The following is a 21,943-nucleotide window of genomic DNA, read 5'->3' as shown; positions in this document are numbered from 1 at the left end:
ATAATTATCGGGTGATTGTGGGATAATGCGCCCGCCATGGCTGCAACAAGGCCGGTTTTTCCAGTCAGACGGGTGTGTCCCGGAGTTGGTATGAAGCGAACCCGTTTTTATCTTTATCTGCTGTTTTCCATGCTGCTGTCGCTGCTGGCCGCCTATGCGGTGTACAGCATCAGCTGGCAGCAGCTGTTACAGCAGCGGCAGCAGGAGTCGGCACGGCGGCTGGCACGCAATGCCGGCTTTCTGGAGCACGAGGTGGACAAATACGGCCTGCTGCCGCTGGCCGCATCGTATAACGACACCCTGCGCGAAGCGCTGCTGCAGCCGGCCGATCCGCCACAGCTGGCCCGTGCCAATGACTACCTGCTGCGGCTCAATCAGGGGGCCGGCTCCTTGCAGGCCTATCTGATGGACAAGCAGGGCAAGGTGATTGCCTCCAGTAACTGGCAGCAAAAAGACAGCTTTGTCGGGCGCAATATCGCCTATCGTCCGTATTTCCAGCAGGCGGCGGCCAACCGCATCACCACCTTTTACGCCGTGGGCACCACCGGCAACGCGACGGGATTTTATCTGGCCACCGGCATCTACCAGGGGGGCGAGCGGCTGGGTGTGGTGGCCATCAAGATCGGGCTGGAACAGCTGGAGCACATGTGGGGCAATATCGTGGAGCCCTTGCTGGTGTCGGATTCCAACGGCGTGGTGGTGCTGTCATCGGTGCCGGAATGGAAATACCACGCCACGGTGCCGCTCAGCTTTGACGCCCGGCTGGCACTGGAAAAAGCCCAGCAGTACAACAAGCAGATCATCAAGCCGCCCATCTGGCAGCGCAAAAGCGTGCTCAACAACCAGGCCATGCTGGTGCAGATGGGGCAGGGCCGCACTCGGCACGAATTTCTGGCCATCAATCAGACCATCCCGGTCAGCGGCATGACGCTGACCATGCTGCTCGATACCCACGAAATACACAGCCTGGCGCTGACCCGGGCGCTGGCAGTGGCGGTGATGGTGGGCTTTGCCTGCCTGCTGTTGCACTCGGTACGGCTGTGGCGCATGGGCATCAAGACCCAGGCCGAGGCCCGTCGCGCCCTGCAGCGCGCCCATGACCAGCTGGAAGAGCAAGTAGAACAGCGCAGCAGTGAGCTGAAACAGGCCAATGCCAGCCTGAAAATGGAAATCGAAGAACGCATCCAGGCTGCGCGCCAGGTGGAGAATTTCCAGAACGAGCTGATCCGCACCGAAAACCTGGCGGTGATCGGCCAGCTGTCCACCGGTATCGCCCACGAAATCAACCAGCCGCTGGCTGCCTTGTCGGCGCTATCGGCCAATACCGTGCGCTTTCTGGAAATCAACGACCTGGCCACCGCGCGGACCAATCTGGAGCGCATTACCGACATCGTGGCGCGGCTGGGTGCGCTCACCGAGCAGCTGAAATCCTTTGCCCGCCGCCCCAGTGGCGAACGCGAATCCGTCGCGGTGGCACAGGCCGTGGATAATGCACTGTTCCTGCTCAATCACCGGCTGAAGAAAACCCTGATCCGGCTGCAGCTGCCCGCCCAGCCGGCAGACATCGTGGTGCTGTGCGAGGCGGTGCGGCTGGAGCAGGTGCTGGTCAATCTGGTCAGCAATGCCATTGATGCGCTGCAGGAAGTGGCCGACCCGCTGATCGCCATCAGCTGGCAGCGCCAGGACGATATCGTACGCATTCAGGTGCGTGACAATGGCAGCGGCCTGTCGGAACAGGTCAGACAGCATATTTTCGAACCCTTCTTTACCACCAAGAAAACCAGCGGGCTGGGGCTGGGCCTGGCGCTGTCCTCGGACATCATCAAGGCCTATGGCGGTATATTGTCCGCCGACAATCACCCGGATGGCGGAGCGGTATTCACCATCACGCTCAGACAAAACAGGCAGGAGTAAAACATGAGCAATCTTCAGGTACTGGTGATCGAGGACGACCAGGACGTCCAGCTGGGCTATGTGCAGGCACTGGGGCTGGATGGCATCCCGGCGCAGGGCTTCGACTCGGTGGAAAAGGCCCGCCGCGCCATCGGCCGTGATTTTGCCGGCATCATCGTCAGCGATATCCGCCTGCCCGGCATGGACGGCCTGGCCTTCATGCAGGAGCTGCTGGCCGACGATCCCGACCTGCCGGTCATCCTCATCACCGGCCACGGCGACATCGCCATGGCCGTGCAGGCGATGCGCGACGGCGCTTACGATTTCATCCAGAAACCCTTCCTGCCACAGGTGCTGGTATCGGTAGTGCAGCGCGCCATGGAAAAACGCCGGCTGGCTCTGGAAGTACGCCAGCTGCGCCGCCAACTGGCCGCCTATGGCGGGCTGGAAAGCCGGTTGATCGGCAACTCCAATGTGATGGCCGAACTGCGCCGGCTGGTGCAGGGCGTGGCGGCCACCCCCACCGACATCCTGATCAATGGCGAAACCGGTGCCGGCAAGGAACTGCTGGCGCGCTGCCTGCACGACCTGTCCGGCCGTACCGGCCCCTTTGTGGCGCTCAACTGCGGCGGTCTGCCGGAAACCCTGTTTGACAGCGAAATGTTCGGCCACGAGGCCGGTGCGTTCTCCGGGGCCAGCAAGCAGCGCATAGGCAAGATCGAATACGCCCAGCACGGCACGCTGTTTCTGGATGAAATCGAAAGCATGAGCATGCCGATGCAGATCAAGCTGCTGCGCGTGCTGCAGGAGCGGGTAATCGAGCGGCTGGGTTCCAACCGGCTGATTCCGGTGGACTTTCGCGTGATTGCCGCCACCAAGGCCGATCTGTCCAAACTGGCTGATGAGGACAAATTCCGCGCCGACCTGTATTTCCGCCTGAACGTGGTCACGCTGGATCTGCCACCCTTGCGCGCCCGCCGCGAGGATATCCCGCTGCTGTTCGACTATTTCGTCAGCCAGTCCGCCCTGCGCATGAACCGCCCGGCACCGGCCATCACCGCAGAAGTGGTGCGCGACCTGATGGCCTACCACTGGCCGGGCAATGTGCGCGAGCTGCGCAACCAGGCCGACCGCTTTGTGCTGGACCTGAAAATGGTGCCGGGCACCGCCGCTGCCGACTCCCAGCTCACCCTGCACACCGCAGTGGAATCCTTCGAAAAGGGCATGATTGCCGAAGAACTGCGCAAACAGGGCGGCAATGTTTCCAAAACCGCCGAAGTGCTGAAAATCGCCAAGACCACGCTATTCGACAAGATCCGCAAATACGATCTGGAAGAAAAGTAAGCCGGCCGCACGCCACAGGCAAAGCCAGCAGTTGGGCAGATCACCGCCGGCTGCTGGCTTTTTGTTAGCCGCACGCCTTGTGTTTTGAGTGGGTTGGCATCACCCATCTGCCATCTGTTGAAATAAATGAATCTTATATTTTCAGTGATGCATGATATTCGTGTGCAATATTGTCAATATTGAACCATATCTGGTTTCTTCCATTGTTTTTTGCCATATAGAGGCAGGTGTCCACTTTGTTTATCAAATCATCGATTGATTCGTTCTGTTCAAAAGCAGATACGCCAATCGAAACCGTGATGGAAATGGCTGGGGCGGAGATCAATTCGTGTTGCTCGATATCAATTCTGATTCGCTCGGCAATTTCCAGTGCTGTTTTCAAGTCGGTGCCCGGCAGTATGGCGATGAATTCTTCACCGCCATATCGGGAGAGTACATCCGATGACCGAAGCTTGAGTTGCACCCGCTGGCCAAAATGAAATAAAACCTTGTCGCCAATGGCGTGGCCGTAAACATCGTTGACTTTTTTAAAGAAATCAATATCAAACATGATCAGGCATGAGTTTTCCAGGTCATGGTCTTTCTTTTGCTGCGTATTAATCAGCATTGCGTTGAGCGATCGGCGATTTGCCAGATTGGTCAGCGCGTCATTGTTTGCCAGGATTTCTACTTGTTTGAGAGATTCTGCCAGCTCTCTTGCAAAATTATTATTTTCCAGCTGTAGTTTTATCCCAAGTATTACCTTGGTGGATAGGACGTTCAGGTTGTAATGTAAGATCAGTAGATATATGGTAAATCCGACTGAAAATTCAGATGCGGCAAATATTTTCGCTCCCCATAGCAGTGCGGGTGGTACCGAGAGCAGCCATAGGCCGGACGCAAAAAAACGGAATGCAGACATGCATGTTACATATACTGGAGCATTGATGGCAGCAACTCCGCACAATACAACAACCAGCCAGGAATCTATCAGTTGATTGTAAAGAAATAGCAGCGGAACGATGGCGCCCCAGGCGAGTCCATCTGCTGCACATATGGCATTCAGTAAGAAGATTATTCTCTTGTTGCTCAGTTGTGATGACTTGATGTGTAAAATTACCGCGTGTGCAACAAGCCACTCTGCAAAAAATATCAAGACCCATGTGCTTATGTTTGGTGCGGGCGTATAGTCATGGCAAAGCCATATCACTAATCCCCATCCCAGAGGCGTTAAGAATAGCGTCTGCTGTAATGATTCTACGCACTGATTAAGGGCTTTGTTTGCGGCATCTTCATGGGCTGATTTTTTGTAAATGGATTTATTCATAAATTTATTAAAAGTATGAAATCAAGAGAGAGTGCCATTGCATTGTCGGATTTGTTTTTCTTGAAAATTCGGCAAGAAAATTGGTGTTGATTATGAGTGTGTGATTTGTATTTATAGCATTTATGCAAAAAAATAAAACCAGCATGAATTGTGGATTTGCGGGATTTTACTGCAGGGCGGGATGCGTTGCGAGTATTTGCCTGGGCGTATTAAGGCTGATGCATTGTAAAATAATAGTATGACGCTTTCGGTGTGCAATGTAGAACACCGTGGCAGTCGGTGGCTAGTAGGTGAGGCCGTACTTGGCGTGCCATCATAGCCTGGAGTTTTGGCTCCCGACAGCAACCCGCAACCGACCGCCTCAGGGCAGCCGCAAATCCGGGAGGGACTGCGATGCCAAGCAGGGGATTGACCGGAACATTACCCCTGCGCGACAGGCCGGTGGGCAGATTGGTCTGGGTTTGTGATGCGCTCGCGTTGCGGTCCGGTTAAAGGGCCGCCACGGTTCAGCGGTGATCGCCTGCGGCCAGCCGGTGCGGGGATCGGGAGAGGGTGGTGTGGCATCAGTCGAGCAGAGGGCAGCAGCCCGTGCAAACTGGGCCCGGTATCGCGATGCGCTACCGGGCAATTTCATCCATATAAGCCATTCATTTATCTGGCGGTGTCCGCTGCTGTAGCACCTGCCGGTTTACTGCACCTTATATACATTGGACGACAGCTGCAGCGTGGCATCAAAAGTGACCGGTGGGCGATGCGGGTGCACTTTCAATACGGCATCCACCCGGAAACGCAGATGTCTTTCCATTTCGCGCGGGGCGTCCAGGTTGACGCGCACCCTGGACAGCCGGGGTTCATGCGTCTCGATGGCGCGTCGCAATTGTTCACGCAGCAGTTCCCGGTCGTCAGGGTTCAGCAGGCTGATGCCGCTCAGATCGGGAATCCCAAAGCGCAGCATGCTGCTGCTGGCCAGGGGGTAGGCATCGAACAAGTCGTCCAGCGGCATGGTGCGAGTATTGAGCAGGGCTTCCAGATCGCGCGCCAGTGAGCGCTTGAATTGGGCGAGTTCATACAGCATGGCTTCGGGCTGGCGCGAGCGGTCCGGCTCGTCATCCAGCAGGCGGTCGAGTACGGAGGGCTGGATCAGGGCGTGACGACTCAGTGTGCTCATGTCAGCTGGCAAACAGCTTGCCCAGCTGCTTGGCCAGCAACCAGCGGTAGGTCATGAAGATGCCGCAACCCGCAATGGCCAGCAGGGCGAAATACAGCCATAAGGGCAGCTCGTGCCGGACAAAGGCCTGAAAGCGTTGTGGCAGCTGGGCATTGGGGGCGAACTCAGCCTTGCCGCCGCGCACTTGCTGGATTTCCTGCGCCAGCTTGTGGGTCAGGTAGCCCAGTTTTTCTTCTCCTTCCAGCAGATATTTACCCTGAAAGCCCAGCAGCAGGCAGCTGTAGAACACTTCTAGTGGCTCGATTTGCTGTGCCGGCTCCAGGCGCAATTGTTCCAGTCGACTGAAAAAACCTTCACCCGCCAGATGTTCGCCAAACAGACGTAATTGCAAGGGCATGCGTTCCCATTCGTCGCGCAAGGGGAAGTCCGACGACAGAATGATTTCATCCATCAGCGCACAAAAGGCGTATTTGGAATAGTTGACTGCATTCATGTCCTTGTTGAAATTGCGCGCATTTTTCTCGTATTGCGCCAGAAATTGGTCGACACGGCGGTTGAATTCCACCGCGCTGCCAGGGGCATTGCCGTCTTTCAACAGAAATAGCAGATAAATGCCGTCTTCCAGCATCTCGCGCAGGCTGGGAGCGGCCGACGGGGTGACCGCCAGTGGGCGTTCTTGGTTGGGGAGGGCAGTAGCTTGGTTCATGGCCTTATCAACGGAAAACGGCAATCAGTTCGAGTGACAGATTGGCGAGGGTTTGTGGGAGGTAGATGCAGATGCTGCGTGACTGCAGCATGCGGCCAAAAATATCTCCGTGCGGTTCGAGGGCGAAGTAATGATTGCCAACCCGCACCGGCACGGCGGACGGTGTCTGCGCCGCATGGCTGAGCGCTACGCCGCGCAGCGCGGAGTTGAGGATTTTCTCCACATCATCCGGCGCACCGATCTTGAGTTTCAGCGGCACGTTGTCGATTACCTGGCTGGCGGGCATCTCGCTTGACACTGATAGGTAGAAATCCACGTTATCCAGCAAACGGTCGCTTTCCAGTCGGCCAATAAAGAAGGATGGCTTGGGCGAATGCAGCGGGATGATGGTGTAGCGCGCCGAGATGACGGTCTCCAGCAGTTCGCGGATTTGTTGATCCAGAACCGGCAGTACCAGATGCAATTGCTCATGCCGGTAGGCGGGAATGTCCGACAAGGTATACAGGGTGGCGAAGGTTTGCAGCTCGCCACAGAACTCGGCGAGTGCCATGTAAAGCTCTTCCGGGTGTAGCGGGCTGCATTGCGACAGATGGCGCAGCCGGGCGAAGTTGCGATTTACCGTATGCAATAGCCAGAAAGAGCTGATGTCAGTGGAGCCATATTCAACAACGCTTTTTGATCTTTCGCGATGGCTGTTGCTCAAAGACTGGTTTTTCACCAACAAAATGTCTAATAGCCGACGCAGCAGCTGCTGAATCTCGGTTGAACCCTCGGTGGTGAGCAGGGGCGGAATGAAGCCGCTGCAGACACGCCATTGTCCTGTTGCGTCCTTTTCCAGTTGGCATAGCGGAACTGATTCGTAGCCATCACGGTTTTCTTCCTCGAACATCAGCTTGATGTCGAGTTCAAGTGTGCTGACATCCGCTTCCAGCGCCTGAGTGTACAAGTCGGCAACTTCACTGCTATTGCTCACGAAGCGAGTAGGGCGATTGAGCGCCTCCCCGCTGCGCGTATTCCCCCCGTATGGCTGCAACTGGGCAAGGCAAGCATAGAGGGTGGTCTTGATGCCAAGCTGGGGAACGGTGGCGCACTCCCGCGACAGGGGCAGTGCTGCATTGCCGGGTGCCTGGTACAGCGTGCCGTCGCGAAATAGCACGGTCAGGGCATCGATACGCACCATGCCGGCTTTCAGTGCTGTTTCATCTACTTGCAGGTGGCTGATGCCCCAGCGATGTCGGTCTGACAGGTGTAGTAGCTGTGCGCTTTTTTGTTCTAGGAACAATGACTGTTGCTGGAAATGCTGTGGCCGCAAAAACATGCCTTCGCCCCACAGAATTCTTTTTGCATATTGCATCTTGTCATGACCTTGCTTTTGCAACGGAGGATCAATGCGGCGCATTGATTTAAACGATGCTTTTAAGGAATTTTACTTAGTAAAAATATCATTTGTCATATTTATGGCAAATGGGATGTGCATAGTAATAATTAAATATTCAATTAATGGACTGATAACAAACGTTGTTAAATTGCAACAGAACAGATTTTTTTACCGGACAAATCAACGCAGCTTGCTGGCGCACTCGGCTGGAGGCTGTGAAGATTGGCCCGGAATTGCGATGTTCTTGGCAGTCACGGGTTGCAGAAAGCAATCGGCAGCCTTGAACACCAGCCCGCGGCTCTTGATGGCATCGGCATCAAACAGCAACCTCCAGTAGCCTGGGTCTGGTCGCCTGAAGAAACCAACCACGCCAACGTAGCGCGTTTCTTCGCCTATGGTCTCGCTGTCAGTCACTGATTTGCCTGGAATCATGGTCAGTTCTTTGCTGGAAATAAGCGTGTTTCCTAGCAGATCCTGCTCTGTTTTCCCCGCCAGCAGGGCATCCATGGTCATCCTGTTGAATGCATCGGCACTGCGCAATTGGTAGATGTGCACCACCACGGATAGCGGTTTTCCCTGTGCATCACGGTTCAGGCCGACGGTGCTTTCGCCGTGGATGGCGATCATTTTCGGGCCGCCGCATGCGCTGAGCATCAAGGGGATCAGGATGCCTGCCAACAGGCTTTTGCGGTGACTTTGCAAATTAAATGTCATTGGAAAATGCTCGTTCCTGATTGAAAAAACTGCATAGCATATTCTATCGGTACTTTTACTAGTTCTTACAGCTATCTTCTCTGGAAAATAAATTACATTATAATATTCTTTTTGCGTATTGTTACATATTGTGATAATACTTTAAATGAAATTATGATTCTCGGGTGTTGATTGTGTCATGCAGATGATTTTTGCCTTGCCGGTACTGATTGCCTTGCTCGTACTGCTGCTGGCTTGGGTTGGCTGGCGTTACTTCTTGGGAGTGGGTGCCTTGGCGCAAGCGCATCCACTGCAGGGTCCCGGCTCGGTTGAGGGGCTGCTGTCAGAGCCATCGTTGAGTATGGAGGATGCTGCTGACTTGGCAACGCTGCCTGCTGGGTCAGTTGCCAATGCTCAGCCACAAGTCCCAGGGGTAAGGCACAGCTTCCGCTGGTTGCTACTTCCCTTGTTGTCCTTGCCCGTGGTGGGTTTGGGGGTGCTGCTGGTGTTGAATATGGGGCGCTACTATCAGCGGCCGGACTACGTGGCCCAGGAGTACGCCCAGACCGAGCGCATCAAGCAGACGCTGCAGGAAGAGAAACTGGTGCCGCCACCAGCCTTGCCGCCCACTGCTTTTGTCGATGCCCAAGCGGAAAGACCTAGTCTGGACATCAATCATGCAAACCGTGACTGGAGTCGTTTGAATCCGGCTTTTGTACAAACAGTGTTGCGGGTGATGGCGGCGATGAAAGAGCGTGGTTTTGCCATGGTTTTGCTGGAAGGCTATCGCAGCCCGGAGCGTCAGAACGCGCTGGCTACGCAAGGTAATCATGTCACCCAGGCCAAGGGAGGGGAGAGCAAGCATCAATACGGTTTGGCTGTCGATCTGGCTCCAATCCGTAATGGCAAGGTGGTGATCTCCGAGCGTGATCCGTGGGCGATGCAGGCGTATCAGGCCTTGGGTGAGGAGGCGCAAGCTGCCGGGCTTACCTGGGGTGGTAATTGGAGTTTCAAGGATTTTGGCCATATCGAACAGACAGGCTCAATTCGGGCTTTGCTGGCTAAAAAATAGCCTTTCTTTTAATTTTTGCTAAGTGACGGTTATGCAAGGTTGGCTTCGGCATGGAAAAGTAGCATCGGCAATCGGTTTTCTGATTCTGATCGCTCTGATTTGGTTTATCGGCCCCTGGATGGGGCTGGCTTCCCAGGAGGCACGCCTCGGCTGGATTCTCGGGGTCATGTTGCTATGGGTGCTGACTTTGCTGGTGGGGCAGATACTGACTCGCCGTGCAGGCGGCCTACTGGAGAAAATGCTGCGCAAGCAGGCAGACGACGCAGTGATCGGTGCGGATGCCGGCAAGCGGGCCGAGGTGACCTTGTTGCGGCAAAAGCTGCTGGCAGCGGTGGATACCCTGAAAAAATCCAAGCTTGGCAGCAGTAGCGGTAGCGCAGCTTTATACGAACTGCCTTGGTACATGATTATCGGCCACCCCGCGGCCGGCAAGAGTTCGGCGATCTTGCAGTCGGGGCTCACCTTTCCGTTTAGCGATAAAAGTGGCATTCAAGGGGTGGGTGGAACGCGTAATTGCGATTGGTTCTTCTCTACCGAAGGGGTGCTGCTGGATACCGCCGGCCGTTATGCGACGCATACCGAAGATCGCGTGGAATGGCTGGAGTTTCTCAAGCTATTGAAAAAATACCGTGCCAAAGCTCCGGTGAACGGCATCCTGATCGCCATCAGCCTGCCCGAGTTGGCTCAGCATAATAGTGAAGGCTTCGCCACCTACGCGCGCCAGATTCGCGAGCGTATCCATGAGATGTGCAACACCTTTGGTGCCCAGGTGCCGGTGTACCTGATGTTTACCAAACTGGATTTGCTGGGTGGCTTTGGTCAGTTTTTCCTGGATGCAGATGACGAGGCGCGTGCCCAGGTATGGGGTGCCACCTTGTCTGCAGAGCAGGGTAATGGCTTCGATGTCGGTACTGTGGTGGCGCAGCAGTTCGAATTGCTCTATCGCGGGCTGGTTCAGCTTGGGGAAGACAAGCTGGTGCAATATCGTGGTAGCCAGGTAAAGCCTGCCCATTTTGCATTTCCCATCGAATTTCATGGGCTGAAGCCGGCCGTCGTCAAGTTCATCAAGCTTTTGCACGAGGATGACCCCTATCACGCACGGCCTTTGCTGCGCGGATTTTACTTTACCAGTGCACTGCAGGAAGGTGTGCCACGCATCGTGGCCGCCAATCGGGTACAGGGTCAGTTTGATCTAAGCCCCTTGGGCAAGGATGCCAAGCAGCCGCCGTCTTCATACAGTTTTTTCTTGCGTGATTTTTTTCGCGATGTTCTGTTCCCGGATCAGCATCTTATTTCTCGGCAGACCGCACCTGGTGGTGGGCGTTTGCGCTTGACCGCCATGGGTGTTGGCGTATTGCTGCTGGCGGGGCTGGCCGGGGTATGGTCGTGGACCTATATCGGCAACCAGCGGCTGATCGAACAAATCGCGGCAGAGCGCGCTGAAGCCGGCAAACTGGCGAGCAGTGGCCAGCTCTACAATAAATTGAAATCCTTGCAGTTGCTCCAGCAACGGCTGGAAGAGCTACAGGCCTATCGTAAGAATGGTGCTCCCTGGCAGCTTGGTTGGGGCTTGTATCAAGGCGATGCCCTGGAAGCAGGGCTGCGCGCAGAGTATTTTGCCGGTTTGAAGCAAGTCATGCTGCAACCGGTGCAGCGTAATCTGGAAGCCACCCTGGTGGCTTACAAGCCGCAAGCAGAAGCTGCGCCTGTTGTTAAACCGGTGCCGGTCGTTACCGACATGCCCAAGCCCGTGGTAAAGCCGCCAGTCAAGCCCAAGCCGCGGCCGCCACGCCATGGCAACAGCCTGCCCAATATCAAGTTGAGCGCGCTGGGCTGGCCACAGAAAGCGACTGCGGCCGAGAGTTCCAGTCCGGTGGCAGAAGCTGAGCCAGCCACGGCCACGAGCAATCAGTCGCGCCAGCTGGATGCCGGCTACAACGCACTGAAAACCTATCTGATGCTGCATGATCGCAAGCGTATGGATGAGGCGCAGCTGATTGACCAGATTCCGCGTTACTGGCGGCCCTACCTGGAAAGTCAGCATGGACAGTATTCCGTGGACGAGGTCATGGGCGTTGCCGAGAAGCTGGTGGCTTTTTATGTCAGCCAGATCCATGAGCCAGACCTGCCGCTTATCGAGAACAATGCTCAGGTAGTGGCTGCCGCGCGCGAAGTACTGCGTGGTTCCTACAAGCATCTCTCGGCTGAAGAGCGTGTTTACAATGAAATTCGCGCCCGTGCCAATACCCGTTTTGCTCCGCTGACGGTTGCCCGCATTCTGGATAACCACGATCTGGACATCATGGCCAGTAGCCAGATGGTAGAAGGGGCGTTTACCCGCGAGGCCTGGAATACCTACGTCAAGACGGCGATAGATGAGGCGAGCAAGGGCGAAATCCGCGGCGATGACTGGGTGCTGGCCTCTTCCATGCAGGACAACCTCGGCCGCGATGGCAATATCGAGAAAAACCGTGCGGCCTTGATGGCCTTGTATCGTGCTCAATATATTGCGGCCTGGAAGAAATTCTTGCCCGGCGTCACCACGCGCGATTTCACCAGCCCGGCACAATCGGCATCGGCACTAACCCGCCTGTCCGACAAGCAAAACTCGCCGATCAAGCTGATTCTGGCACGCGCTGCAGTAGAGACTGCCTGGGATAACCCGTCAGAACTCAACCGCTCGCTGGAAAATGCCAAGCAGTCAGTGCTGGAGAAAACAGCTGATTTCATCAAGGGCAATGACGGACAAGCACAGCCCAAAACCGACAAGCAATATGGCGAGGTAGGGCAGGTATTTGCCGGCGTAGCCTTGCTGGTCAAGGGTGATAATCCGCCGATCAATGGTTATCTTGATCAGTTGGCCAAGCTCAAGGCCAAGCTGGCGGGAATTGCGTCTACCGACGAGCCCGGCCCACAGGCCCGCAATACGCTGCAAGCCACGTTGAACGGATCTGGCTCGGAACTGGCCGATACGACGAGCTATGTCGACAACTCCCTGCTCAGCCAGGTACCCGCTGACACTGCTGCAATGGTACGTCCGATGTTGATCCGGCCTTTGTCACAGTCCTATTCCGCCATCCTTGCTCCGGCACAGCAGGATATCAACCAGGCCTGGGCCAATGAGGTCTTGCCGCAATGGCGTCAGCTGGCCAGCAAGTATCCCTTCAGTGACTCCAGTACCACGGCCTCGGTCGCCGAGATCAATCGCTTTGTCAAAGCCAATGACGGGGTGCTGGACAAGTTCATCAACAAGTATCTGAACGGCTTGGTGCAGCGCAAGGGTGACACCTTGGTGCCGCGTGCCTGGGGTAATCAGGGGATGCGCTTCAATCCGGAGTTCCTCTCCAGCGTTGGCCGCCTCAGCTCTTTGGCCAGTAACCAGTTGCAGGACGGTGAAAACAGCCGTTTCGAATTGCAGCCGCAGCCAACACCAGGGCTCTCGGATATTTCCTTCGTGATTGACGGCCAGGAGCTGCGCTATCGCAATGGGCCGCAGACCTGGCAGCCGTTTACCTGGCCCGGCAGCGATGCGGGTGGTGGCGCACGCATTCAGGTGGTGTCCTACAACGGGGCGGTCAATGTCATTGCCAACCAGTCCGGCCGCATGGGACTGATGCGTTTGCTGGCCAGTGCCAAAGTGACACAGGACAGCCCTGATCTTGCCCAGTTGAGCTGGCCAGCCGGCAAAGCCGCCGATGGTCAGTCCGTTCATTTCAATTTCCGTATGGTCGGTGGAGTCAACCCTTTGCAATTGATCAAACTATACAAATTGACGCTGCCAGAGCGTGTGACCTTGTAACAGGAAAACAGTCACATGGCCTTTAATTTCAAACGTGCTCAAGATGTGCCGGCGCAGTTTTGCATTTTTGGCAAACTGCCGCGACGTGGCGATTTCGTCCGCATCAATGCGACACATCCGGCCGCCACTCAGCTGGATACGGTATTGGCAGAAAGTATCCGGCAACTCGACACCGCTGCCCGGATCGATGGCTACCGCGCCATGCCACCCACTTCGTTTGTCATCCGCTCGCGGGATGGCGCCTGGCTGTCGCTCGGGGTGATCCATCCCAGCCATGATGAAAGTGGCCGCAACTACCCGCTGGTGGCTGCGTCCTTGCTGCAATCAGATGGCCCGCAGCCGCCGATTGCCGTGCTGATGCTGTCCAATGAGCTGTTTTTCAATGGTTTGCAAGAGCAGCTTGGCAATGCCATCGACAATGCAGTCGAAATGCTCGCCTGCCGGCAATACCTGGAAGAACAGTCCATCTTCGGCGCCAGTTCGGCGGCAGACCTGGAGTTGGCTGAGCAACTGCTCAGCAGGCATCTGTCGCTGACCCGTCCCGAGTATCTGGCGGGATTGCTGCGCCAGCATGGCGATACCGATATCGAAGCCTTGCTGTTGTCATTCGTGTTTCATAGTCAGTTGTTGCGCAAATTCAAGGACAGTCTGTCAGCACAAACCTATTTGCTGCCGCTGCCTGCCGGCGAGGGCGAGGAGATGCTGGCTGCCGTGACCTGGCTGTCACTGTTCTCGGCGGCCACGGCCGGCATGCGGGATATCCCGGTGCAGTGTCTGATTATCCGTCAGCCACAGGCCAGTTATCTGGCCCTCGTGCCGGGTGCATTGAGTGAGCATCTGCTGGCACAGTGCTGGGGTGTTCCCCTCGATGCTCGTTGCATCATTGATGTCGATGACGAGCAGGCGCCGTGGCGCAACCATCAGTCCTATGCGGAGGCAGCTTATATTCTCAGCCGACGGCTGACTGATCCGCACTTTTCGGTAGCTCAGCTTTGCGATGTGATGGCCAGCCTTTCGCGCAGCCTTGTTTAATCTTTTTGGCGATTAGTTCAAACCTTGGGGAGTCATGATGGCTAACGAAAGTACACAAAAGAAATTGTCGCGCGTACGTCCGCCGCGCGTGCAGATTACCTATGACGTTGAGATCGGCGATGCCATCGAAACCAAGGAGCTGCCCTTTGTCATGGGTGTGCTGGGCGACTATGCCGGCCACAGCAAGGACCCGCTTCCCAAGCTGAAAGAGCGCAAGTTTGTACAAATTGACCGCGACAATTTTGATGAAGTGCTCAAGGGCATGGCGCCGCGCCTGGCGATGAAGGTCGATAACAAACTGGCTGATGATGAAAGCCAGTTGGGCATTGAACTGAACTTCCAGAGCCTGACCGATTTTGAACCGCAAAACGTCGCCCGTCAGGTGGAGCCCCTGAACAAACTGCTGGCCGCGCGCCAGCGCCTGGCAGACCTGCGCAACAAGATGGCAGGCAATGACAAGCTGGAAGAGTTGCTGGATGACGTTGTGCGCGATACCGAAAAGCTGCGTCAGATCAGCCAGGGTAAGAATGACAAGGCGGGTGAATAAGCGATGAACGCGGAACAACAGCTCAATACTATCGAACAGACTGCTGCAGCCAATACTTCCAGCCTGCTGGAAAGCATTATCGAGCAGAGTCACGTTGCTACCAATGACAGTGAAAAAGGCCATGCCCGGGATTTGATTTCAGAGCTGGCCGAGCAGGTGCTGGAAGGCAGCGTGACCATTTCCCGTGATCTGAGCGCCAGTCTGGATGCGCGCATCGCCGAAATCGACGCGCTGATTTCCGATCAGCTCAATGCCATCATGCACCAGCCGGATTTTCAGAAGCTGGAAGCCTCTTGGCGTGGTCTGAATTATCTGATCAAAGAGTCTGAAACCAGCACCATGCTGAAGATCAAGGTGCTGAACGTTTCCAAGAAGGATTTGGTCAAGGATTTCAAATCGGCTGCCGAGTTTGACCAAAGCGCCCTGTTCAAGAAAATCTACGAAGAAGAGTACGGTACTTTCGGTGGTGCTCCTTATGCTGCATTGGTGGGGGATTACGAGTTTACCCGTCACCCGGAAGACTTTTACCTGCTGGACGAACTGTCACATGTGGCTGCTGCAGCCCATGCACCGTTGATTTCCGCTGCGGCACCCGGACTGTTCGGCCTGGAAACCTTTGCCGATATCGGCAAGCCGCGCGATCTGGCCAAAATATTCGACACGGTTGAGTATGCGAAATGGAAGTCGTTCCGTGAGTCCGAGGATTCACGCTATGTCGGCCTGGTTTTGCCGCATGTGCTGGGGCGTTTGCCGTACGGGCGTGACAATGTCCCGGTGGAAGAGTTTGATTTTGAAGAAAATGTCGATGGCAGCAACCACGACAAATACCTGTGGACCAATGCGTCCTATGCCTATGCCGCGCGTTTGACCGATGCGTTTGCTCAGTTCGGCTGGCTGGCGGCCATTCGCGGGGTTGAGGGGGGCGGGCTGGTGGAAGGCTTGCCGGCACATACCTTTAAAACCGATAACGGCGAAGTGGCCTTGAAGTGCCCGACCGAGGTGGCGATTACCGATCGAACCGAGAAATTGCTGTCGGATCTGGGCTTGATTTCATTGGTGCATTGCAAGAACACGGATTATGCCGCCTTCTTTGCTGGCCAGTCGGTACAGAAAGCCAAGACATACAACACCGATGCTGCCAACGCCAATGCCAGACTGTCCACCCAATTGCCTTACATCTTTGCGGTATCGCGTATCGCGCATTACATGAAATCCATCATGCGCGACAAGATCGGTAGTTTTGCTTCCCGCCAGAATGTGCAGGACTACCTTAATACCTGGCTGGCGCAGTACGTATTGCTGGATGACTCGGCCAGTCAGGAGGCCAAGGCGAAATATCCCTTGCGCGAGGCACGGGTGGATGTGGTGGAAGTGCCGGGCAAACCTGGTGTTTACCGAGCAGCTGCGTTCTTGCGACCCCACTTCCAGCTTGATGAGTTGACCATTTCGTTGCGTCTGGTGGCGGAGTTGCCACAGCCCGCAGCTTAATTGGTGATTGTGGAGGGTATCCTCCGTTTTGTTCCTGCTTTAAGGAGAAGTAATAATGGCTTTTGATGCATTCCTGAAAATTGATGGCATTCCTGGTGAAAGTACTGACGACAAACACAAAGACTGGATCGAAATCCTGTCCTTCGCCCATGCTCTGGAACAGCCGGCGCAGTCCACTGCCAGCTCGGCTGGTGGTGCCACTGCCGAGCGTGTAAACCATGCTCCCTATCAGATCACCCATTTCCTGGACAAGGCCAGCCCGAAGATTTACGAGGCTTGCTGCACCGGTAAGCACATCAAGGAAGTTGTCATCGAGCTGTGCCGTGCTGGTGGTGACAAGGTGAAGTACATGGAAATCAAGATGGAACAAGTCCTGATCTCCAAGGTTGAGCCGACGGGTTCTGCTAATGATGCTGGCTTCCCCAGCGAAAAGGTTAGCTTCTCCTATGGCAAGATCAAGTGGACCTACACCCAGCAGAAACGTGCTGACGGTACTGGCGGCGGCAATGTAAGCGCTGGCTGGGATCTGACCAGCAACAAGACTATCGCCTGATTCCTGTGAATTGAGCATAGCGCCCGCTCCGCCCTGGAGCGGGCTGTTTTCCGCTTTTCTCGGATGTTTGTCATGAAGCAATTCTTGTTAGCCTGCCTGTTTTCCTCGCTATTGGCTGGATGTGCCAATACGTCCCCAAAGCCGGTGGACCCTGTAGCAGCAGCGGCTGCGCAGAAAATGGCGGCTGATCGCGCTGCGCTGGAAAAAAAGATTGATGCCAATATGGCGATTGATCCCAATTTCATCCCCTTTGACAAGATGAGCCCCAAGCTGGACCCGGTTGGGCAGGGGCAACTGTTGCGTTTGCTTCCGCAATTGAAAGCCAGCAAGTCTGTTGTCATTCGCGGTCATTGTTACCGTGGTGATGTAGGCAATGCCAAGGCGGCAGCACAGGCGCGTGCCATTGAAGTGAAAGATTTTCTGGTTGGAACCGGCTTGCTGGAAAGCAGGATATCCATCCGGTTTGATACCGAGCGCAAGACCCACGGTGTGCAGTTGATTTTCAAATAATCGGAACCGCCAGCCTTGCTGCCAGCTCGCTTGAGCGCGGCATCGCTGCTTGCCTGTGAGCTGCTGGCTGCCAACGGGCAGCGTGCTATATCGGTTTGGTCTTGTTGCGGGGCGTTGTCACTGTCTTGTGAGGGGCGGTAATGCTGCCTTGGGTGGAAAAATACTGCTGCAGGTAATGTTCCAGTGCGGCTGCATCCAGCGGACGGGCGTAGAAGTAGCCCTGAAAGGTATCGCAGCCGTTTTCCCGCAGAAAGGCCACTTGTTCGATTTGTTCCACCCCTTCGGCGGTGATGCCAAGCATCAGGCTTTTGGCCAGCATGATGATGGCCTTGCACACGGCAGAGTCCTGGCTGAGTGCCGGTGTATTGCAGATGAAGGAGCGGTCTATTTTCAGCCGGTCTACTGCCAGGTCTTTCAGCACGGCCATGGACGAGTAGCCTGTGCCGAAATCGTCAATGGCCACGGACACGCCCACGGCTTTCAGTTCTTTCAGGATACGTTTGCTGTCCTCCAGTGATTGCAGCACGCTTTCGGTGATTTCCAGTTCCAGCAGGTGTGGTGGCAGGCCGGAGTTTTGCAGCACGGCTGCCACGCGCTGGCGGAAATCTGCTTCGACGAACTGCATGACTGATACATTGACCGCCACCTTGAGCGGGTAATGGAAGCTGGTGTTCCAGCGCTGTGCTTCGATGCAGGCCTGCTCCAGCACCCAGCTGCCTATTTCCTGGATCAGTCCGCATTCTTCGGCCACCGGAATGAATATCGCGGGTGGGATGTCCTGCTCGCCATCCCGCCAGCGCAGCAGGGCTTCGAAGCCGATCAGCACGCTGTCCTCCACCCGGATCAGCGGCTGGTAGTGCAGGGTAAAGTGCTGTTCCTTGACGGCCTGGCGCAGCCGCTGTTCCAGCCGCAGCCGTTCGTGCACTTTTTCCGCCATGGATTCATCAAAGGTGCAATAGCGCCGTTTGCCGGATTCCTTCGCCTCGTACATGGCGCTGTCGGCGGCGCTGAGCAGTTTTTCCGCGGTGCGGCCATGCTGCGGGTACATGGCAATGCCGATGCTGCAGGTCACCACGATGGTTTCATCCCGTGCTTGCATCGGCTGTTCCAGCTTTTCCAGCAGGCGCCCGGCAATCGCCGTGCAGTCTTCCTCGCTGCTATGCGGGCAGATGATGAAAAATTCGTCGCCACCAAAGCGCACCGGGATATCCGAGCGGCGTATGGTTTCACGAATGCGTTGTGCCACCACTTTCAGCAACTGGTCGCCGGTGGCGTGTCCCAGCCCGTCGTTGATCAGCTTGAAGCCGTCCAGGTCGATGAATAGCAGTCCCATACGGCTGCCATTCATTTCTGCCCGCTGCAGTTCGATGGCCAGTTGTTCGTTCAGCAGGTAGCGATTGCCCAGTTCGGTCAGTGCATCATGAAAGGCCATGCGGTTGAGTTCGATTTCGGCTTTCTTGATGGAGCTGACATCGGTGCAGCCAATGATGTAGTGCGAGGGGAATTCATTGTCGTACGACACCAGGCAGATGTGTTCCCAGGCGGGGAATTGCTCGCCGTTCTTGCGCTGGCACATCACTTCGCCATGCCATCCCACTTCTTTCATCTGGCTGATGCTGTGGTAAAAGTCCGGCGTGTGCTTTTTGACATGCAGCAGTTCGTCGATGTCCTGTCCCAGTATTTCCAGCAGGGAAAAACCGGTCATGCGCAAAAAGGCCGGATTGGCCGATTTCACCAGCCGCTCGGCATCGATCACCACAATCCCCTCGGCCGTGGACTGGAATACCGCGCCGGCTTGCTGCAGCAGCTGTTCGGACTTGATGCGTTCGCTGATGTCGCGCAGCACGCCGATCTGCTTGGCGCTTTCCTGCCATTGCGGCTCGTACTCCTGTACCGACATCTCCACCCAGACCGCTTCGCCATCGTCCGGGGTGATGGTGGTGATCATGTCCACCCGGCCGCGGTCCTTCAGTAACTGGTTCAGTCGGCTCTGGTCGGCAAGCTCCAGTAGCCGCATAAACGGCGGCGTGGCTTCCTGGCGCTGCTCCATGGCCAGGCCGGTGATCTTGCCGAAGTAGCCCTGGCCGGTAAACAGCGATTGCTGTTGATCCCATTCCCAGATACCCAGCTGGGCAGTTTCCACCGCCAGCATCAGCAGTTTTTGCTGTTTGTGCACTTCGAGTTCGGCGGTGCGGCAGGCCAGTGCCATGCGGATGGTGGCGTTGAGTTCGCGTAGTTCGAAGGGTTTGAGCAGATAGCCGTAAGGCGCACTTTTTTCCGCCTGCTGCAGGATGTTCTCTTCGGCAAAGGCGGTCAGGTACACCACGGGAATGTCCAGTTGCTGGCGGATGTGCAGCGCGGCCTCCGTGCCGGACATGCCGCCCTCCAGGTGGATATCCATCAGGATGAGGTCGGGGCGCAGTTTGCCCGCACTGCGGATGGCTTCCTCGCCGGAGGCGCAGTTGGCGACAACCTCAAAGCCCAGGCTTTGCAAGGCGATTTTCAGATCCAGCGCCACGATGCGCTCATCTTCTACGATCTGGATGCGGTGGGCCATGCTTACTCCCGGATGAGGTCTGGAATGGTCAGGGTGAAACAGCAGCCTTGATCCGGTGCGGTTTCCAGGGTCAGTGTTGCCTTGAGCTGCTCGCTGAGCATGGGCAATAGCTGAAAGCCCAGCGTGCTGGCATGCCCCAGCGACACGCCGGGCGGGCAGCCCTGGCCATCGTCGCGTATCTCCAGCACCACGCTGGCGGCGCTGTGCATGTGTATGGCCACCTTGCCGGGACGGCCGGGGCGGAAGGCATGCTTGCAGGCATTGACCACGATTTCGTTGAGGATCAGCCCGAAGGGAATGCTGTTTTGCAATTCCAGATAGGCCTCTTCTCCCGCACGCTGAAAGCTGAAGGCGATATGGTTGCCATAGCCGGTGCTGACATCGCGCAGCAGATGGATCAGCCGCTCGACATACACCGACATCGGGATGCGCGAGAAATCATTGCGTTCGTACAGCAACTGGTGGATCAGCGCCATCGAGCGCACATGGTTCTGGCTGTCCAGCAAGGCCTTGTTGACCTCGGCTGTGGCATTGCGAGATTGCAGGCTGAGCAGGCTGGAGATCACCTGCAGATTGTTTTTTACCCGGTGATGCACCTCGCCTAGCAGCACGGTTTTTTCCTGCAGCGCCTTTTCCAGTTCCAGCTTGGCATAGTAGCGCTCGGATACATCGGAAATGCAGGCCAGCGTCAGCACTTCCTCGCCCACCTGCATCGGGTTGAGGCCGATTTCACAGGGAAACTGCGAGCCATCGCGCCGCTGGGCAAACAGCGGCTTGCGGTTGGCCATGCCGCGGGCCGATGGGGCGGTGAAAAACTGCGTGACATAGCTGTCGTGGGTGGAGCGAAAGTGATCGGGCAGCAGGCTGGACAGTTTTTCGCCCACCAGTTCGCGCCGGCTGTAACCGAACAGCTGCTCCATGCGGGTGTTGATCAGGCGGATGATGCCGTGCTGGTCCACCATCATCAGCCCGTCCGGGGTGGATTCCACTACTTCCCGGAAATAGGTTTCACTGATTTGCAAGGCCAGTTCGTTTTGCTTGCGGTCCGTGATGTCGATGCCGGAGGCAATCAGGTTGCTGATGGTCCCATCTTCATCGTGCAGGGGACGCAGCATGAAATCGATGATCATGCGGCTGTCGTTCTTCATGCGCACCACCACGTCGTAGCGCACGGTTTCACCGCTGGCGGCGCGGGCGATGGCCTGTTGCAGCTCGCTTTGCACCAGTGGATCGTGGTCCCACCAGTAACATTCCCAGAACAGCTTGCCCTGGACTTCGGCCAGTTCCAGCCCCGCCTGTTCCAGCGGTGCGCGGTTGGCTTCCAGCAGCACCCCCTCGCGGCTGAGCACCCCGACAAAGGTGAACAGGGCATCCAGTACCTTGCGGATGCGTTCGTTACTGACACGGATGGCCAGCTCTGCCCGTTTTTTCAGCGAAATGTCTTCCACCATGGCAATGATGCCGCAAGGCTCGCCTTGCTTGTCAAAGCGCGGGTGGTAGCTGGCATTCCAGTAGGTGATGCAGCCAGACCCCGGCGGGATTTCGGCACTGGCTTCAAAATTGCATTCGGCCAGGCCGCTGGTCATCACCTGGTGCATGATGTCTTCCAGACCGGGGCCGGCCTCGGGCAAAACATCGCGCGGGGTGCGGCCGATATGGGCCTCCGGGCTCAGTCCGTTGGAGTCGGCCAGCTGGTGATTGATGTGGACATAGCGCAGCTGGCTATCCAGTACTGCAATGCCGATGGGGGAGGTTGCCAGCAAGTCCGCGATCAGTTTTTCCATGCCCATGCCCCGCTATGCCGTATATGGCGACTGAATAGTCATTATGGGTAACGAAAATGAGTATTGAAAGTATTGAATTGGGCATGAGTTGGTTGATTAATTCCGCTGTTGGC

16 protein-coding genes are annotated in these 21,943 nt (G+C 56.2%); 9 read left to right on the top strand and 7 right to left on the bottom strand.

Features of this window, described 5'->3' with window-relative positions; translation table 11 throughout:
• The first annotated feature begins 90 nt into the window (after positions 1-90).
• Positions 91-1,914 (top strand): sensor histidine kinase, encoded by a 1,824-nt coding sequence (locus tag EAY64_RS16150; RefSeq protein ID WP_158604711.1) that lies wholly within the window; start codon positions 91-93, stop codon positions 1,912-1,914.
• A 3-nt stretch (positions 1,915-1,917) separates the two neighbouring features.
• A complete protein-coding gene (locus tag EAY64_RS16145; RefSeq protein WP_103525766.1) occupies positions 1,918-3,237 on the top strand; it encodes a sigma-54-dependent transcriptional regulator in 1,320 nt (439 codons plus the stop codon).
• Between the two features lie 133 nt (positions 3,238-3,370).
• Here EAY64_RS16145 and EAY64_RS16140 read toward each other — a convergent pair whose 3' ends face one another.
• From EAY64_RS16140 to tssJ, 5 genes are all read right to left on the bottom strand, one after another.
• A complete protein-coding gene (locus tag EAY64_RS16140; RefSeq protein WP_103525765.1) occupies positions 3,371-4,543 on the bottom strand; it encodes a GGDEF domain-containing protein in 1,173 nt (390 codons plus the stop codon).
• Positions 4,544-5,231: 688 nt separating this feature from the next.
• On the bottom strand, positions 5,232-5,711 hold the full coding sequence (gene tssE, locus EAY64_RS16135; RefSeq protein ID WP_103525764.1) for a type VI secretion system baseplate subunit TssE: 480 nt from the start codon (positions 5,709-5,711) through the stop codon (positions 5,232-5,234).
• Between the two features lies 1 nt (position 5,712).
• Positions 5,713-6,417, bottom strand: coding sequence for a type IVB secretion system protein IcmH/DotU (gene icmH, locus EAY64_RS16130; protein WP_103525763.1), 705 nt, complete (start codon positions 6,415-6,417; stop codon positions 5,713-5,715).
• A gap of 7 nt (positions 6,418-6,424) precedes the next feature.
• Positions 6,425-7,771 (bottom strand): type VI secretion system baseplate subunit TssK, encoded by a 1,347-nt coding sequence (gene tssK, locus EAY64_RS16125; RefSeq protein WP_103525774.1) that lies wholly within the window; start codon positions 7,769-7,771, stop codon positions 6,425-6,427.
• A 204-nt stretch (positions 7,772-7,975) separates the two neighbouring features.
• Positions 7,976-8,509 carry a type VI secretion system lipoprotein TssJ gene (gene tssJ / locus EAY64_RS16120; protein ID WP_103525762.1) on the bottom strand — a complete coding sequence of 178 codons (534 nt, stop codon included), beginning with the start codon at positions 8,507-8,509 and terminating at the stop codon, positions 7,976-7,978.
• Positions 8,510-8,693: 184 nt separating this feature from the next.
• On the opposite strand from tssJ, the gene EAY64_RS20660 reads away from it, so the two are divergent.
• From EAY64_RS20660 to EAY64_RS16085, 7 genes are all read left to right on the top strand, one after another.
• Positions 8,694-9,560 (top strand): M15 family metallopeptidase, encoded by an 867-nt coding sequence (locus EAY64_RS20660; protein ID WP_233566502.1) that lies wholly within the window; start codon positions 8,694-8,696, stop codon positions 9,558-9,560.
• Positions 9,561-9,591: 31 nt separating this feature from the next.
• Entirely contained in the window at positions 9,592-13,359 is a 3,768-nt protein-coding gene (gene tssM / locus EAY64_RS16110) for a type VI secretion system membrane subunit TssM (RefSeq protein WP_103525761.1), read from the top strand.
• Positions 13,360-13,374: 15 nt separating this feature from the next.
• Entirely contained in the window at positions 13,375-14,391 is a 1,017-nt protein-coding gene (gene tagF, locus EAY64_RS16105) for a type VI secretion system-associated protein TagF (protein WP_103525760.1), read from the top strand.
• 34 nt (positions 14,392-14,425) lie between these two features.
• A complete protein-coding gene (tssB, locus tag EAY64_RS16100) occupies positions 14,426-14,938 on the top strand; it encodes a type VI secretion system contractile sheath small subunit (protein WP_233178898.1) in 513 nt (170 codons plus the stop codon).
• Between the two features lie 3 nt (positions 14,939-14,941).
• Positions 14,942-16,426, top strand: a complete 1,485-nt coding sequence (gene tssC / locus EAY64_RS16095) for a type VI secretion system contractile sheath large subunit (RefSeq protein ID WP_103525759.1) — start codon at positions 14,942-14,944, stop codon at positions 16,424-16,426.
• 55 nt (positions 16,427-16,481) lie between these two features.
• Positions 16,482-16,979 (top strand): Hcp family type VI secretion system effector, encoded by a 498-nt coding sequence (locus EAY64_RS16090; RefSeq protein ID WP_103525758.1) that lies wholly within the window; start codon positions 16,482-16,484, stop codon positions 16,977-16,979.
• A gap of 72 nt (positions 16,980-17,051) precedes the next feature.
• Positions 17,052-17,489 carry an OmpA family protein gene (locus EAY64_RS16085; RefSeq protein ID WP_158604710.1) on the top strand — a complete coding sequence of 146 codons (438 nt, stop codon included), beginning with the start codon at positions 17,052-17,054 and terminating at the stop codon, positions 17,487-17,489.
• A gap of 85 nt (positions 17,490-17,574) precedes the next feature.
• On the opposite strand, the gene EAY64_RS16080 is transcribed toward EAY64_RS16085, so the two are convergent.
• Both EAY64_RS16080 and EAY64_RS16075 read right to left on the bottom strand, forming a co-directional pair.
• Entirely contained in the window at positions 17,575-20,046 is a 2,472-nt protein-coding gene (locus EAY64_RS16080) for a two-component system response regulator (RefSeq protein ID WP_103525756.1), read from the bottom strand.
• A 2-nt stretch (positions 20,047-20,048) separates the two neighbouring features.
• The gene (locus tag EAY64_RS16075; RefSeq protein ID WP_158604709.1) at positions 20,049-21,830 is read right to left on the bottom strand and encodes a PAS domain S-box protein; all 1,782 of its coding nucleotides are present in this window, start codon (positions 21,828-21,830) and stop codon (positions 20,049-20,051) included.
• Positions 21,831-21,943: the final 113 nt, after the last annotated feature.

It is taken from the genome of Aquitalea palustris, assembly GCF_003693445.1.
Taxonomy (GTDB): domain Bacteria; phylum Pseudomonadota; class Gammaproteobacteria; order Burkholderiales; family Chromobacteriaceae; genus Aquitalea; species Aquitalea palustris.
The sequence above is the reverse complement of the archived record's forward strand: the minus strand, read 5'-3'. Positions and strand labels throughout refer to the sequence as shown.

Bases quoted from the DNA above. Each gene is read 5' to 3' on its own strand.
- EAY64_RS16150 (WP_158604711.1), top strand. From the start codon at position 91: ATGAAGCGAACCCGTTTTTATCTTTATCTGCTGTTTTCCATGCTGCTG.
- EAY64_RS16145 (WP_103525766.1), top strand. From the start codon at position 1,918: ATGAGCAATCTTCAGGTACTGGTGATCGAGGACGACCAGGACGTCCAG.
- EAY64_RS16140 (WP_103525765.1), bottom strand. From the start codon at position 4,543: ATGAATAAATCCATTTACAAAAAATCAGCCCATGAAGATGCCGCAAAC.
- tssE (WP_103525764.1), bottom strand. From the start codon at position 5,711: ATGAGCACACTGAGTCGTCACGCCCTGATCCAGCCCTCCGTACTCGAC.
- icmH (WP_103525763.1), bottom strand. From the start codon at position 6,417: ATGAACCAAGCTACTGCCCTCCCCAACCAAGAACGCCCACTGGCGGTC.
- tssK (WP_103525774.1), bottom strand. From the start codon at position 7,771: ATGCAATATGCAAAAAGAATTCTGTGGGGCGAAGGCATGTTTTTGCGG.
- tssJ (WP_103525762.1), bottom strand. From the start codon at position 8,509: ATGACATTTAATTTGCAAAGTCACCGCAAAAGCCTGTTGGCAGGCATC.
- EAY64_RS20660 (WP_233566502.1), top strand. From the start codon at position 8,694: ATGATTTTTGCCTTGCCGGTACTGATTGCCTTGCTCGTACTGCTGCTG.
- tssM (WP_103525761.1), top strand. From the start codon at position 9,592: ATGCAAGGTTGGCTTCGGCATGGAAAAGTAGCATCGGCAATCGGTTTT.
- tagF (WP_103525760.1), top strand. From the start codon at position 13,375: ATGGCCTTTAATTTCAAACGTGCTCAAGATGTGCCGGCGCAGTTTTGC.
- tssB (WP_233178898.1), top strand. From the start codon at position 14,426: ATGATGGCTAACGAAAGTACACAAAAGAAATTGTCGCGCGTACGTCCG.
- tssC (WP_103525759.1), top strand. From the start codon at position 14,942: ATGAACGCGGAACAACAGCTCAATACTATCGAACAGACTGCTGCAGCC.
- EAY64_RS16090 (WP_103525758.1), top strand. From the start codon at position 16,482: ATGGCTTTTGATGCATTCCTGAAAATTGATGGCATTCCTGGTGAAAGT.
- EAY64_RS16085 (WP_158604710.1), top strand. From the start codon at position 17,052: ATGAAGCAATTCTTGTTAGCCTGCCTGTTTTCCTCGCTATTGGCTGGA.
- EAY64_RS16080 (WP_103525756.1), bottom strand. From the start codon at position 20,046: ATGGCCCACCGCATCCAGATCGTAGAAGATGAGCGCATCGTGGCGCTG.
- EAY64_RS16075 (WP_158604709.1), bottom strand. From the start codon at position 21,830: ATGGAAAAACTGATCGCGGACTTGCTGGCAACCTCCCCCATCGGCATT.